Here is a 14,020-nt window from a genome sequence, read left to right as displayed (position 1 = left end):
ATCTTTTGAAAGGAGTTCAACTATGAGCAGCTTTAAAAATTCAGGCGCATCTTCAGTAGTATACAATGTTATAAATACAATTATTGATAATTGGGTTTATTTAAGTGAGGTTGACGGATTGATAGGTGACGGGGACCATGGGGTCAATATGAACAAGGGTTTTACCCTCACTAAAAACAGATTGGGCGGCAAAGAAGTAAGCCTGTCAGAAGGCTTTAATGTACTTGGTAAAACACTTATACTTGAAATCGGCGGTTCGATGGGTCCCCTGTACGGAACTTTCTTCACCGAGTTTTCAAAAGGTTTCAAGGAGGTTGAAGATATAGACAGGGAAGCTTTTGGAGCCGCACTGCAGGGGGCACTCAAAGGCATGCAGGCTTTTGATAAAGCAAAAGTCGGCGATAAAACTCTCATGGATACTCTGGTTCCGGCTATTGACGCATATAAGGCGGCTTTGGCCCAAGGAAAAGACTTTAAGGCGGCTTTGCAGGATATGAAAGTTGAGGCCGAAAAGGGAAAGGAATCCACAAAGGATATGGTGGCCAAAATAGGAAGAGCTGCCAGACTGGGAGAGAGATCAAGGGGGGTTCTCGATGCGGGAGCCACTTCATGCAATCTTATTTTGCAGTCAATGGCGGATGCTATTGCAGCATTGTTGTAAAATTCTTTCGTAATGTTTTTTTAATAGGTGCGGCTGCAAAACTTATTCTGGTTTTGCAGCCGCCTTTTAAATAAGGGGAAAAATATTCAGGACTATTATTTAAAATTTATATTGTAAATATTGGAAAAGTGTGTTAATTTTTATATTAGAATTTTTATGTTAAAGGATTTATTTATGAAAAAGATTTCTCTCTTGTTAATATGTTTAAGTGTTATTTTCATTTTTGTTGGCTGCAGCGGTAATAAAAGCGAAAATAACGCTGCATCGACCACTGCCGGGCAAAGCAGCGTTGATGAAAAAAAAGAAAAAGGATAAGGAACAAGCTGTGGAGGATGAAAACAAAGCCCCTCAAAATAAAGATAAAGTAGTTGGAAAAGTTAAATTATCTGACGGCATTTATTTTGATGACAGGCGTTTCGGAGATAATGTTTTAAAAAGTTATTGTGAAGTTGAAATATCCAATATAACCGATACTTCTTTTGATTTCACTGTTTATGAAGTGAATGTACCGGAGGGAGAAGAAAATAAAAAGGTTATTTTCCTTACCAATACGGCAGTTTTTACAGACGATGGCATGAAAGCAGCTTTTTACGGAAAAAAGTATACTCTTGACTTCACCTTCCCAAATAAACATAATGCAGAACCGATTGTAACCGACATAGAGATATCGGGCTTCGAGCCATTGGAAGGCAGGACCTATGTCAATAATGGAATACCTGGGCATGAATTCGGCTAAAATAGATAATGCACTCTTTAAAAAGACTCCTTTTTGGTTAAAGCTGCAATTCTCAACCAAAAAGGAGTTTTTAAAGTGTTCTACATATAAAACTTATTTTGGCCCCATTTTGTATTTATTAGCTGATAAGTGCAATAAATGTGGTACTGTCGCATATTCCGTTTGCAGGTAAGCCATTGGCACTTTTAAATGAATTTATTGCTGTTGTCAGTCCAGAACCGAAGGTTCCCGGATACTCTACACCATTTGGATTATATCCCCACAACATTACCAGAATTTCGGCTGCGGTAACCATGTATTGGGTTTCTCCCTTGGTAACGTAATGACTTCCAAGAGCATTTTTTGATGCAGTACCCCAAATTCCATCCACAACAAGACCTGCATTATAATCTAAATTCATAGCTGTTTGTAAAACCTTAATGCCTGCCTTTTTAGTTTCAGGTCCTCTGACGCCATCCGTAGCGATGCTGGAACCGGTGAACTTGTTTGCTTGAACTTGTCCGGCCTGTATAATTGTGTTAACACCTCCAGGGGGAGTACCACTCTCGTTATATCTCAGGATACAGTCCCAGGGGCTGTTATAATAACTTCTGATGCAAACTTCTTTTCCTGTTTGATCCCCTGGTTGTCCTCCGGTTGCCCCGCCATTTTCATTTTGGCTTGCATGAACGATTTGACCGTTGCCAATAAACATTGCAGTATGTGAGGATGAATTCAGCAGTACATCACCACGTACCAGTCCGGAACCGCTTGATAGTACTATCGATGATATTACATTTGAAAAACCGGTGTTAAGAAAAACACTCTTCATATTACCGGTATAAGTTGCACCATTGGTTTTAACCGGTACGCCGGCAGTCTGCCAGGCGGTTATGATTGCAGAAGAGCAGTCATAATCACCACGCTCTCCCCATCTATATGTCTGGTCATACCCGTGGCTGTTATCATTTGCCAAATCAATCATCCATTGTGTTGCAGTTTCAATCTTTCCCATAGTAGTCCTCCTAATGATTAATATTGAAAAAACAAATGAATGGGATCGCAGTTTGCACAGAATTTATCCCCCATCCCATGCAACTGAATTCAATTACTCTTTCAATATATCAGGAGTATAAAATTCATGATTAACAACTTATAATGGAGCTGGTATGGCTCTTTTCATGAGATTTGATTTTGCAGGATTCCAGTAAATTTATCAAATTCCGAGTTTTTCCCATTATTTTCTTTAAAATTGTAACTTACGGAAAAAACATTTAATGTAAATAAATGGAATAAAATAGAATGATGTATTATTTTTAAATATTTTTAAAAATAATACATCAGAAAAAAGTTGGAATCAATATTATAAGGGAAAGAAGGCATACACTTTTAATGGAGCAGCCCATTTATTGAAGTTGTCCTTACACTATCTTCACATTATACTCTCCGAACCAGTAATTCAGCTGCAGCAGCCAGGCTATGAGCTGCGGACGGCCCATGAGCTGTCCGAACCAGGTTACATTGCTGCCTGTGCGGAGCAGTGTAAGAGCATCCTGGTGAAGAATATCCCGCAGCACCGAATTGGAATCGGCCAGCACCTGTTCAAATATGCGGGTCACGATTTTCTCGTATTCAGGATTATGGGTTTTGGGATAAGGGCTCTTCTTTCTGTTAAGAATCTTATCAGGCAGGTATTCAGCCATTGAATTCCTCAGTAAGGATTTCTCGACCTTATTTTTGAACTTGATGCTCCAGGGTACGTTATATACGTATTCCAGAATTCTATGGTCGGAAAAGGGCACCCTGACCTCAAGGCCGCTGGCCATCGACATCCTGTCCTTGCGCTCCAAAAGACTTGTCATAAACCAGTTGACAGACAGCCAGGTAGCTATCCTGCTGCTTTTCATTTCCTCGGATTCGTTTGGGGCCAGCGGGCAGGCATTTTTACTGTCCAGATACATCTGCTTTACAAATTCGAAACCTTCCCTGGGTTTGGCGAAATCCGGGTGAAACAGGAACACCTTAGATTCAGGATCGTGTATCCACGGGAAGAAGTCCCTGTGCAGCATTTCGGTTTTATAGAACCATGGATAACCGCCGAAGATTTCATCGGCACATTCCCCGCTCAGAGCAACAGTATGTCTTTTTTTAACTTCCCGGCAGTAATAGAGCAGTGAAGAATCAATATCAGCCATGCCGGGATAATCCCTGTATTTTACGGCATCATACAACAGAGTGGCAATCTCCTGCTGGGTTACGGTAAGTATTGTGTGGTCTGTTTTCAGGTATGCCGCAAGCCATGCAGCATAGGCATCGTCACTTTCAGGCTGGAAGCTTGTGGCTTCGAAATGCTGCTGGTTGCCTTCGTACTCAAAAGAGTAGGTGGAGAGGGTTTCCCCGTTTTTTTTATCTGTTTTTGCAACGGAAGTTACAATGGAGGAATCCAGCCCGCCTGACAGGAAGGTACATAAAGGCACATCCGAAACAAGCTGTCTCTTAATGGCATCTGTCAAATAGAACCGGGTCTTTTCAAGGATGGTGTCTTCGTCGTCCCACATTTCATAGGCCTCAAGAGACCAATACCTGCTGAGGCTGAGACCATCGGTATCAAAAGTACCATGGTATCCGGGAGAAATTTCATATATATTTTTAAATATGCCGTTATTGGAAGGTCTCATGGGGGACAAGTAAAGCATTTGCCATATTCCTTCGCTGTCCAGTTCGGCTCTTATCTGCGGATGCTTTAAAATGGCCTTGACCTCGGAAGAAAAAATAAAAGTATTACCCAGCCGGGTATAGAAAAAAGGTTTCACTCCCATCCTGTCCCTGGAGAGGTAAACCCTTTTGTTTGCATCATCATAAACTGCAAAGGCATATATGCCGTTAAGCTTCTCCGAACATCCGCGGCCCCAGATTATGTACGAATACAGCACAACTTCGGTATCACAGTGCGTGCTGAACTTTACACCGGAAGATGAAAGCTCCTTCCGCAGTTCATCCGCATTATATATTTCACCGTTATAGACGATAGTATAGCTTTTCCCCTCAAAAACCGCAGTCATGGGCTGAAGGCCGTTTTCAACGTCAATTACAGCCAGCCTGTTATGCGCGAAACACACATTTTCACTGCGGAAGAAGCCATTTTGATCCGGCCCTCTATGAACGGTGGTTTTTCTCATTTCATTCAAAACCGTCTGGGTTACGCCTGAAGTAGAATCTTTAAAGTTAATTATACCAAGAATCGAACACATAAATATTCCTCCAAAGTCAAATAAATAAAAGGACAAGAAGTATTTTAAGTCAATTAATAATAAATTAACCGACCAGACGTCATTGTCCCTTTGGTCAGGTAAAAAGTATGAATTTAAGAAACGTATTGCAGCATACTTTTTACTTTATTCAGTATATGAAGTTTGGAGGCGATTAGTGCATAAATCGTGAAAATTTTCAGATGATTATATCAATTCCCACTACGCCGGCGATTTCACCGGCAGTATTCCTGATTGGTGACGAGACGGTAACACATGGATTTCTTGTTATAGCGGAAATATATACCTGTGAAATGAAATCCTCACCCTCAATACCATGCTTAAACCATTCTCTAACATTGGCATTTGCTATACCGGCTTCGGGTATGGAACAGATAAATCTGCCTTTGCGGTCATTGGTCCAGGCCGCCTCAACAAAACTGTATTTTTTCATAAAACTGCTTAAAACAGCTTCATGAGTATTGCTGTCTTTGGAATTGACTATTTCTGCTCTGGAACAAAGCTCGGCCTTTATGATGGAAAGAGAATTTTTAGCTTTATCCATAGCTTCGCTACCGGGCTTCTCCATAACCTCAGTTTCAACTGCAGCTTCGCTGGAAAAGAGCTTTGCAAGGGAGGAGGAGGCTTTATTCAGGCGGGTGCCCAGCGAGGAGATTTCCTCCATATTTTGCTTCTGCTGCTGAACCGAGGTACAAACATCATCGACCGATTTTGATGTCTGCAGCATGACTTCCTCAACCTCTTTGATCTGGTCTCCCACATTTTGAGCAATTTGAACCTCCTGTTTGGAAAACCGGCTTATCTGATCCATCATTCCGAAAACATCGTTAAAGGAAGAGTCGATTCTCTCAAGATTTCCTTCAATTTTTTTAGTGACGGATATTCCGGCATCCACCCGCAGGGCATTTTCTTTTACGTCCCCATACACATTTCCGACTTCGGTTTGGATGGCCTTAATCAGTGAATTGATATCACCCACAGATTTGTTGGTATCCTCCGCAAGCTTGTGAATTTCAGAGGCAACCACTGTAAAACCTTTTCCATGCTCACCTGCACGTGCCGATTCTATTGTGGCATTAAGTGCCAGTAGCTGGGTTTGTTTTGAGATATTGCTGACTGTTTCAAGGATATGTACTATTTCTTTTGAGGTTTTTTGAAGCTGTTCCATATTTGTCAGGGTCTTATCGGAGGATTCATGTATGCCGTTAATTGTTTGAACTATCTGCAATATTTCTTCAAGACTCAGCTTTACCGTGTCTTTGGAAATCAAACTCTTATTCAGCATATCAATGGTTATGCCATCTGCGTTATTCAGGAGCTCCATAATGCTTCTGACTTCAGAGAGGGTGTTGGTAATACTGGAATTTACTTTTTCATTATTATCAGCCATCTCTCTTACTTTGTCATATACATACTTTGCGAATTCATTATTCTCATCACTGGTTACAGCAATGCTTTCAGATACTGAGGATATCTGACTTGAAGTAACCTGCACTTCAGAGTTGAATTTTCTTAGCTCATCTTTAAGTTTTTTAATATTATCAGTGTATTGCCTGCTGCTGCTTGTCAATAAATGCCGGATAAAAACGAAATACCCCATAAATAAGATCATATTCATTGCCAATATTAGGAGATTCCATCCCGATACTGCCGCAAGAACAGTGGAGCATATGAGAAGTGCACCTGAAGCAACCAGGTATGAAATGTTTTTCATCGTATCTCCAATTCCGGCATGAGTCAAATAAATCTCCCATTCCGAAATTGGAGATTTATTTGACTCATGCCATTAATTTTTCGGTAATTTATCATTCAATTAAAGGCAATAGTGCGGGCCGGCTTTTGCCGGCGGCGAGAGAGCGCCTGTGCACCATTGCCTTCTTGATTTGGATTAATCAAACATTAAAGAGAAGATCCGCATAGGTAGGGAATGGATACATGTCCCTGGGCAGAATGGCTTCCAGCTTGTCTGCGTCAGTTCTTAAGGATTCCATTGCAGGAATGACAGTCTTGCTGAAGGCTTCTGCCTGCTTTAATGCACTGCCGGTTTCAGCATTTGCTTTTTCAAGTGTTTTCTTTAATGCAGTCAGGTTTGAAGCAAAGGAACTGAGAACCGGTGAAAGTTCCTTCAATACCGAAGACTGGGCTGAAACCTCAACAGACATTCCGGTTGCCTTAACCGAATTGATGGTGTCCGACAGTTCCTTGCTGAACCTGAAGGCGGCAGGCAATATTTCAGTCTTGGCCATGTTGATCATGGTCAATGCTTCAATATTGATTGTCTTAACGTAGTTCTCAAGGAGTATTTCATATCTGGATTCGATTTCCGATTTGCTTAACACGCCATGTCTGACAAACACTGCAACATTCTTATCATTGATAAAGGTAGGAATACACTCAACAGTTGACTTCATATTGAGCAAGCCTCTGCTTTCGGCTTCAACGACCCACTCTTCCGAATAGCCGTTTCCGTTGAATATGATTCTCTTGTGGTTTTTAACGGTTTCCGAAAGCAGGGTTGCAATGGCGGCATTTAAATCGTCTGCAGTTTCCAGCTGATCGGCAAACTTTTGCAGAATTTCAGCAACTATTGTGTTGAGAACAAAGTTGGCACCTGCAATTGAAGCAGAAGAACCAAGCATTCTGAATTCGAATTTGTTGCCGGTGAATGCAAAGGGTGAAGTTCTGTTACGGTCTGTTGTATCCTTTGGAAGCTTGGGCAGGCTTGCAACGCCTGTCTCCAGGATATTGTTGTAGATTTTTCCCTTTGCCTTTCCGTTTTCAAGCTGGTTGATAATGTCAGTTAGCTGGTCTCCGAGGAATATTGAAACAATGGCAGGCGGAGCTTCGTTGGCACCGAGTCTGTGGTCGTTTCCGGCCGTGGCTACAGACAGGCGCAGCAAATCCTGATATTCATCCACTGCTCTGACCACGGCAGTCAGGAAGATAAGGAACTGAACATTGTCATGCGGTGTTGAACCCGGTTCCAGGAGGTTCTGTCCGTCGTTGGTTGACATCGACCAGTTGTTGTGTTTACCCGAACCGTTGACACCGGCAAATGGCTTTTCATGCAGCAGGCATGCAAGGCCATGTCTTAATGCGACCTTCTGCATCAGTTCCATTGTAAGCTGATTGTGATCGGTAGCTACGTTTGATGTGTTGAATATTGGTGCCAATTCGTGCTGGGCAGGAGCAACCTCGTTGTGTTCAGTCTTGGCAGAAATACCAAGTTTCCAGAGTTCGGTGTCAAGGTCCTTCATATACGCGGAAACCCTTTCCTTGATATTGCCAAAGTAATGGTCTTCCAATTCCTGACCTTTTGGAGGTTTAACACCGAACAGGGTCCTTCCTGTGAAGATCAAATCCTTACGCTGTTTGAACAGCTCTCTGTCAACGAGGAAGTATTCCTGCTCAGGGCCGACGGTTGTTGTCACCCTTGTGGCAGAAGTGTTGCCAAGAACTTTTAATATCCTTAATGCCTGTTTGTTGAGAGCTTCCATTGAACGGAGCAATGGAGTCTTCTTGTCAAGGATTTCTCCCGTATATGAGCAGAAGGCAGTTGGAATATAAAGTGTGCCGTCTTTTACGAATGCAGGCGAGGTACAGTCCCAGGCTGTATATCCTCTTGCCTCATAAGTGGCTCTGAGACCTCCTGACGGGAAAGAGGATGCATCGGGTTCACCCTTGATGAGTTCCTTGCCCGAAAATTCCAATATTACTTTTCCGTCTGCGGTGGGAGAAATAAATGCATCATGTTTTTCAGCAGTGATGCCGGTCATTGGGTGGAACCAGTGGGTAAAGTGGGTAGCACCTTTTTCTATCGCCCAATCCTTCATTACACTTGCAACTACGTCGGCAACCGATTCATCAAGAGTCAAACCAAGATCAATAGTTTTTTTCAAGGATTTATAAGTTGCCTTTGGAAGGCGCTCATGCATTACCGTGTCATTAAATACACTGCTTCCAAAAATTTCTGTTACATTTGCCATACTAAGTAACCCCCTTAATAAAATTAATTTTAATTATTTGTTTTTGAACTTATAAAAAAAGGCATTCCACTCCCTTATTTAAAAAAGGAGCGAAACGCCTTTGTTTCACTGATAAATTTAATTGTTGTCGTATTATCCCTTCAATTTGTTTAATTCACTTCTCAGGACTTCCTGCACTACCTTTGGATTTCCTCTTCCGGCCAATGCTCTGGAGCACTGACCCATCAGGAACCCAAAGGTTTTTTCCTTGCCTGCCAGATACTCGGCAACAGCCTTTTCATTGCCGGCGAGTATCTCTTTAACTGTATTTTCAACTTCACCGGTATCATTGATAACCTTGTAGCCTTTTTCAGCTATTATGTCCTCAGGGTTCTTACCGCCTTCAAACATTTCAGCCAAAACCTTTTTAGCATTGGCCGCGGTAATTTCCCCGTTTTCAACCAGCTTTAACAGGCGGCCCAATACTTCACCGCCAAAAGGAATATCCTCTGCGGAAAGCCCGGTATCATTCAATTGTCTTAATACCTCAACTGTTATAAAGTTTGAAGCTGCTTTGGGGTTTCCGCACTCTTTGGCAGCACTCTCAAAGAAATCCGAAAGACTGACCGAGGTCAGAAGCAAGTTTGCATCAACTTCACTCAGGCCAAATTCACCGGTGTATTCGGCAAGTCTTTTATCGGGGAGCTCGGGCAAGGCCTTGCGGAAAGCTTCGATCTCTTCCTTTGTGAAGGATATGGGTACCACATCCGGTTCGGGGAAGTATCTGTAATCATGGGCATCTTCCTTGCTCCTCATGGATTTGCTTTCACCCTTGTTATCATCCCATCTTCTGGTTTCCTGTGTGATTTTTTTACCTTCGTCCAGAAGCTCCGACTGCCTTTCTATTTCGGCATCTATTGATCTTGCTATACCTCTGATTGAGTTGATGTTCTTCATCTCTGTTCTTGTTCCAAGTTCTTCTGTCCCTTGAGGCCGGATTGAGACGTTTACGTCTGCTCTCAGTGAACCTTCCTCCATCCGGCAGTCTGAAACGCCGGAGTAGAGCAGCATGAGGCGGACTTTCTCGACAAACTCCCTGGCCTCTTCGGAGGAGGAGAGATCAGGTTTTGTGACTATTTCTATAAGCGGTACGCCGCAGCGGTTGTAATCCGCAAGACTGTAGTTGTCATAACTGTCGTGCAGGAGCTTTCCGGCGTCCTCTTCAAGGTGTATCCTCTCTATGCGGATAAATTTTTCACCCTCGGGAGTATTGATAGTAATTCCTCCGTTTTTGCATATGGGCAGGTCAAACTGTGAAATCTGATATGCCTTGGGCAAATCGGGATAAAAATAATTTTTTCTGTCCAGCTTTGAAAATTCATTTATTTCACAATTCAGGGCCAGCCCCGCTTTTACCGTATATTCAACAGCTGTTTTGTTTAAAACAGGCAAGGTGCCCGGCAGGCCGGTGCACACCGGACAGCATCTTGTGTTGGGCTCTCCGCCGAAACTTACGGGGCAGTCGCAGAATATTTTTGATTTGGTGGATAACTCCGCATGTATTTCTAAACCTATGGTCGGAATGTATTTCATTATATTAACCTCCATGAGCCACGTTTGTGGCCACAAAATGTTATGCAAGTAATTATCCTTTATCGCAATGTGGCGAATAAAGGAGGTTAATTGGCCATGTGCGCTTTCAAAGCTAACCTCCTGTCAATACGGGCACTCTGAACCCGGGGGCAAAATCTGCCTCAAAAGCTGCAGCGGCTCTGAATATTTCGCGCTCTCCAAGAGGTTTTCCAGTGAAGGACAAGCCTATGGGAAGTCCATTTGAATCATATCCGCATGGAAGCGATATTGACGGAAGACCTGCAATATTTGCAGAGACAGTATATATATCAGCCAAATACATGCTTAGAGGATCATCTGTGTTTTGCCCGAGCTTGAAGGCTGTTTCGGGAGTAGTGGGGTGCAATACCACATCATATTTTGCAAAGGCCTCATCAAAGCCCTGGCTTATTAAAGTTCTGAGCTTCAGAGCTTTTTTGTAGTAGGCGTCATAATAACCCGAAGCAAGGGCATAGGTCCCAAGTAAAATCCTTCTCTTGACTTCACGGCCGAAACCCTCGGCCCGGGACCTGCCTATCATTTCATTGTAAGACCGGCTGTTTTCCGCCCTGTATCCGTACTTGACACCGTCATATCTTGACAGGTTTGAACTTGCTTCGGCGGATGACATCAGGTAATAAGCCGGGACGGCATGCTTCAGGCTTGGCATGGAAAACTCTTCAACTTTTGCACCGAGCTTTTCCAGAGTTTCAATAGATTTATACAAAGCAGCTCTGACCTCACTGTTCAAACCTTCGGTTATATACTCTCTGGGAAGTCCGATGCTATAGTTTTTAATACCGCCTGCCACAGAGGCCGCATATGGAACCTCCGGCTTATAATTTAAAGAGGTTCCGTCCCTGGGATCCTGACCGCAAATCCCATCCAATAATATGGCACAATCCTCAACGGTTTTGCCTATGGGCCCAATCTGGTCGAGAGAGGAGGCGAAGGCCACCAGCCCGTATCTTGATACCAAGCCGTATGTGGGCTTCATACCGACTACACCGCAAAATGCCGAGGGCTGCCTGACAGAACCGCCGGTGTCGGAACCAAGAGATCCCAATGCCAGTGAGGCTGAAACCGATGCCGCCGACCCTCCCGAAGAACCACCGGGAACTCTCGTCAGATCGAAGGGATTTTTTGTTTTCTTAAAAGCGGAATTCTCGGTTGAACCGCCCATGGCGAATTCATCAAGATTAACCTTTCCAAGTATTACCGCGTTTTGGGAATGAAGCTTGTTTACTGCCGTAGCCGTATATGGTGGTATGAAATCCTCAAGCATTTTTGAAGCGCAGGTGGTTTTAGTACCTTCTATACAAATATTATCCTTAATACTTAAAGGAATACCGCATAACATACCGCCATTCCCGCCGTCAATTTTCTTCTGGGCTTCCGCGGCCTGCAGCAAGGCTGTTTCTTCACATACGGACAAATAAGAATCAACTTTGCCGTCAAGAGTTTTTATTCTATTCATATATATATCAGTAAGCTCAACAGCACTTATTTTCTTTGAATCCAGAAGAGTGCGGGCTTCTTTTATAGTCAACCTGGTAATTTCCATTATAGCCTCCTATTCGATCATCTTTGGTATGGAAAAGCAATTCTCCATAGCATGTTTGGAATTGGAAAGAATTTTTTCAGTATCAAATGGATTGCCTGCCCGGTCTTCTCTCATGTTATTGGTTACTCTGGATATATGCTCGGTTGCACCGATACTTTCGGTATCCAGATCTTTTATTGTATCCATTAAACCGATTATATCCTGCATGTCTTCGGCCAATGACTGCATCTCTTCATCATCCAGTGAGAGTTTGGCCAAACCTGCTATATATTTAATGTAGTCATTTGTATCAGTCATAGGACCCTCCAAATAATTGTTTTTTACTGTGCCGGATTGCATAATATTAGTATTATACCAAAAAATTAAAAAAAGACTGTACCAATCAAAAGTGAATTTTTGACCGACACAGCGCCTTTGCTGTAAGTTATTATCAATTTACAATAATTATAATATATATCCTGCAAAAAATCAATAATTTTTATTAAAGATTTTTAAGCGGGATAAGCGGTTAAAAATAGACATATATGTAGGTACGACAGATATAATTTGAGATTTAAAATATTTTCTGGAAAGATGATGAAATAATTTTTGCAGGATGACAGGTACTGAAATTGCAAAAAAATACTTGACTGAATTGAAATTAATTAGTAAAATTATTTTGTTGATTAAAATTAATAACGGCGGAAACAAAGGCGTTTCTCATAATGTTTGATATTTAAATTATGAGTTTCGCTTTTTTTTATTTTTGCTGTACTACAGCTGCTATATCTAATAACAGTATAAACATTGCAAATAATAATGAATATCCGCTGATTAACATATATTAAACTGTTTATATACAAAAAAAATATAAATATGTAAAATATAAATAAATTTAACTGTAAAGGAGAGGTGGGAAAATGGCTTCAAAAAATGATCTGTTAAAGTTTGTGGAACAGAATGATGTTAAGTTTATCAGGCTTCAATTTGCAGATATTTTCGGTAATATGAAGAACATTGCAATAACCGATCAGCAGCTTGAAAGAGCCCTTGAGGAAGGGGTTATGTTTGATGCCTCCGCTATTGCAGGCTTTTCAGAGGTGGAACAGTCCGATATGCTGCTGTTACCAGATCCGGACACATTTCAGCTTATGCCATGGAGACCGCAGCACGGTAAGGTTGCACGCTTCATCTGCGATATCAAAAATTATGACGGCTCACAATTCCCGGGGGATCCCAGGTATATTTTGAAAAGGTCGGAAGCAAAGGCAAAACAGCTTGGCTATACATTTAATATCGGCCCCGAGTGTGAATTTTTCCTGTTCCACACTGATGCTGAAGGAAGGCCTACAAACAAAACCCATGATGCGGCCGGTTATTGTGACCTGGCTCCCTCCGACCTGGGTGAGAACTGCAGAAGAGAGATTTGCATGGTACTTGAGGATATGGGCTTTGAAATAGAAGCTTCACATCATGAGAATGCGGCAGGCCAGCATGAAATTGATTTCAAATACAGTGATGTCATGACAGCTGCCGACAGGATAATGACTTTCAAAATGGTTGTTAAAATCGTAGCACAGAGAAACGGCTTGCATGCCACATTCATGCCAAAGCCCATCTATAATTCGTACGGTTCGGGCATGCATATCAATATGTCTCTTTCGCAGAACGGAAAAAATCTGTTCAATGCAGGTGAAAACAGCATGGATATATCCGAGGTGGCAAAAATGTTCGGAGCCGGAATACTCCAGCATGCAAAGGGTATAACAGCCGTAGCCAATCCGCTGGTAAATTCCTACAAGAGATTTGTGCCCGGCTTCGAAGCACCTGTTCACATTGCATGGTCACATATGAACAGAAGTTTGCTGATGAGAATTCCTGCACCAAAGGGAGAGGCTACAAGAATCGAATTGAGAAGCCCCGACCCGTCCTGCAATCCGTATCTTACACTGGCATTATTGCTGGAAGCCGGGTTGGACGGTCTGCAGAAAAATCTGGTGATACCTGCCCCGGTTGATATCAATACCTATAATCTTGCACCTGACAGGGAAAAAGAGCTGGGTATTCAAAGACTTCCGTCAAATCTGCTGTTTGCTCTGGAAGAAATGAAAAAAGATCCTTATATAAAGGATGTTTTAGGCGAGCATATTTTCACAAAATATATTTCTGCAAAGGAAGCAGAGTGGGCTTCATATAACAGTATTGTGCATTCCTGGGAGATTGACCGTTATCTTTCGGCATATTAATGGGGAATCG

11 protein-coding genes are annotated in these 14,020 nt (G+C 42.3%); 4 read left to right on the top strand and 7 right to left on the bottom strand.

The window, feature by feature from the left end; all coding sequences use genetic code 11:
- Positions 1 to 22: 22 nt before the first annotated feature.
- From dhaL to CTER_RS12890, 3 genes are all read left to right on the top strand, one after another.
- Positions 23 to 661 carry a dihydroxyacetone kinase subunit DhaL gene (gene dhaL, locus CTER_RS12895; RefSeq protein WP_004626020.1) on the top strand — a complete coding sequence of 213 codons (639 nt, stop codon included), beginning with the start codon at positions 23 to 25 and terminating at the stop codon, positions 659 to 661.
- Between the two features lie 174 nt (positions 662 to 835).
- Positions 836 to 976: a hypothetical protein gene (locus CTER_RS28620; RefSeq protein ID WP_004626144.1), complete on the top strand. Its 141-nt coding sequence runs from the start codon at positions 836 to 838 to the stop codon at positions 974 to 976.
- Positions 954 to 1,397 (top strand): hypothetical protein, encoded by a 444-nt coding sequence (locus CTER_RS12890; protein WP_040761096.1) that lies wholly within the window; start codon positions 954 to 956, stop codon positions 1,395 to 1,397. The genes CTER_RS28620 and CTER_RS12890 overlap by 23 nt, the downstream gene beginning before the upstream one ends.
- A gap of 118 nt (positions 1,398 to 1,515) precedes the next feature.
- Here CTER_RS12890 and CTER_RS12885 read toward each other — a convergent pair whose 3' ends face one another.
- From CTER_RS12885 to gatC, 7 genes are all read right to left on the bottom strand, one after another.
- A complete protein-coding gene (locus tag CTER_RS12885; RefSeq protein WP_004626061.1) occupies positions 1,516 to 2,391 on the bottom strand; it encodes a C40 family peptidase in 876 nt (291 codons plus the stop codon).
- Positions 2,392 to 2,797: 406 nt separating this feature from the next.
- The gene (gene asnB, locus CTER_RS12880; protein ID WP_004626116.1) at positions 2,798 to 4,627 is read right to left on the bottom strand and encodes an asparagine synthase (glutamine-hydrolyzing); all 1,830 of its coding nucleotides are present in this window, start codon (positions 4,625 to 4,627) and stop codon (positions 2,798 to 2,800) included.
- A gap of 196 nt (positions 4,628 to 4,823) precedes the next feature.
- Entirely contained in the window at positions 4,824 to 6,359 is a 1,536-nt protein-coding gene (locus CTER_RS12875) for a methyl-accepting chemotaxis protein (RefSeq protein ID WP_040761094.1), read from the bottom strand.
- A 178-nt stretch (positions 6,360 to 6,537) separates the two neighbouring features.
- Entirely contained in the window at positions 6,538 to 8,631 is a 2,094-nt protein-coding gene (locus CTER_RS12870; RefSeq protein WP_004626117.1) for a glutamine synthetase III family protein, read from the bottom strand.
- Positions 8,632 to 8,763: 132 nt separating this feature from the next.
- The gene (gatB, locus tag CTER_RS12865; RefSeq protein WP_004625957.1) at positions 8,764 to 10,203 is read right to left on the bottom strand and encodes an Asp-tRNA(Asn)/Glu-tRNA(Gln) amidotransferase subunit GatB; all 1,440 of its coding nucleotides are present in this window, start codon (positions 10,201 to 10,203) and stop codon (positions 8,764 to 8,766) included.
- Between the two features lie 112 nt (positions 10,204 to 10,315).
- On the bottom strand, positions 10,316 to 11,785 hold the full coding sequence (gene gatA, locus CTER_RS12860; RefSeq protein ID WP_004626056.1) for an Asp-tRNA(Asn)/Glu-tRNA(Gln) amidotransferase subunit GatA: 1,470 nt from the start codon (positions 11,783 to 11,785) through the stop codon (positions 10,316 to 10,318).
- Positions 11,786 to 11,794: 9 nt separating this feature from the next.
- Positions 11,795 to 12,082, bottom strand: a complete 288-nt coding sequence (gene gatC, locus CTER_RS12855; RefSeq protein WP_004625956.1) for an Asp-tRNA(Asn)/Glu-tRNA(Gln) amidotransferase subunit GatC — start codon at positions 12,080 to 12,082, stop codon at positions 11,795 to 11,797.
- Between the two features lie 602 nt (positions 12,083 to 12,684).
- Here gatC and glnA point away from each other — a divergent pair.
- Positions 12,685 to 14,010 carry a type I glutamate--ammonia ligase gene (gene glnA / locus CTER_RS12850; RefSeq protein ID WP_004625942.1) on the top strand — a complete coding sequence of 442 codons (1,326 nt, stop codon included), beginning with the start codon at positions 12,685 to 12,687 and terminating at the stop codon, positions 14,008 to 14,010.
- Positions 14,011 to 14,020: the final 10 nt, after the last annotated feature.

Origin of the sequence: Ruminiclostridium cellobioparum subsp. termitidis CT1112, from assembly GCF_000350485.1 — a bacterium.
Taxonomy (GTDB): Bacteria; Bacillota; Clostridia; order Acetivibrionales; family DSM-1351; genus Ruminiclostridium; species Ruminiclostridium termitidis.
This window is presented reverse-complemented; position numbering and strand designations above follow the sequence as displayed.

Bases quoted from the DNA above. Each gene is read 5' to 3' on its own strand.
- CTER_RS12875 (WP_040761094.1), bottom strand. From the start codon at position 6,359: ATGAAAAACATTTCATACCTGGTTGCTTCAGGTGCACTTCTCATATGC.
- gatA (WP_004626056.1), bottom strand. From the start codon at position 11,785: ATGGAAATTACCAGGTTGACTATAAAAGAAGCCCGCACTCTTCTGGAT.
- CTER_RS12870 (WP_004626117.1), bottom strand. From the start codon at position 8,631: ATGGCAAATGTAACAGAAATTTTTGGAAGCAGTGTATTTAATGACACG.
- gatB (WP_004625957.1), bottom strand. From the start codon at position 10,203: ATGAAATACATTCCGACCATAGGTTTAGAAATACATGCGGAGTTATCC.
- dhaL (WP_004626020.1), top strand. From the start codon at position 23: ATGAGCAGCTTTAAAAATTCAGGCGCATCTTCAGTAGTATACAATGTT.
- CTER_RS28620 (WP_004626144.1), top strand. From the start codon at position 836: ATGAAAAAGATTTCTCTCTTGTTAATATGTTTAAGTGTTATTTTCATT.
- CTER_RS12890 (WP_040761096.1), top strand. From the start codon at position 954: ATGAAAAAAAAGAAAAAGGATAAGGAACAAGCTGTGGAGGATGAAAAC.
- CTER_RS12885 (WP_004626061.1), bottom strand. From the start codon at position 2,391: ATGGGAAAGATTGAAACTGCAACACAATGGATGATTGATTTGGCAAAT.
- glnA (WP_004625942.1), top strand. From the start codon at position 12,685: ATGGCTTCAAAAAATGATCTGTTAAAGTTTGTGGAACAGAATGATGTT.
- asnB (WP_004626116.1), bottom strand. From the start codon at position 4,627: ATGTGTTCGATTCTTGGTATAATTAACTTTAAAGATTCTACTTCAGGC.
- gatC (WP_004625956.1), bottom strand. From the start codon at position 12,082: ATGACTGATACAAATGACTACATTAAATATATAGCAGGTTTGGCCAAA.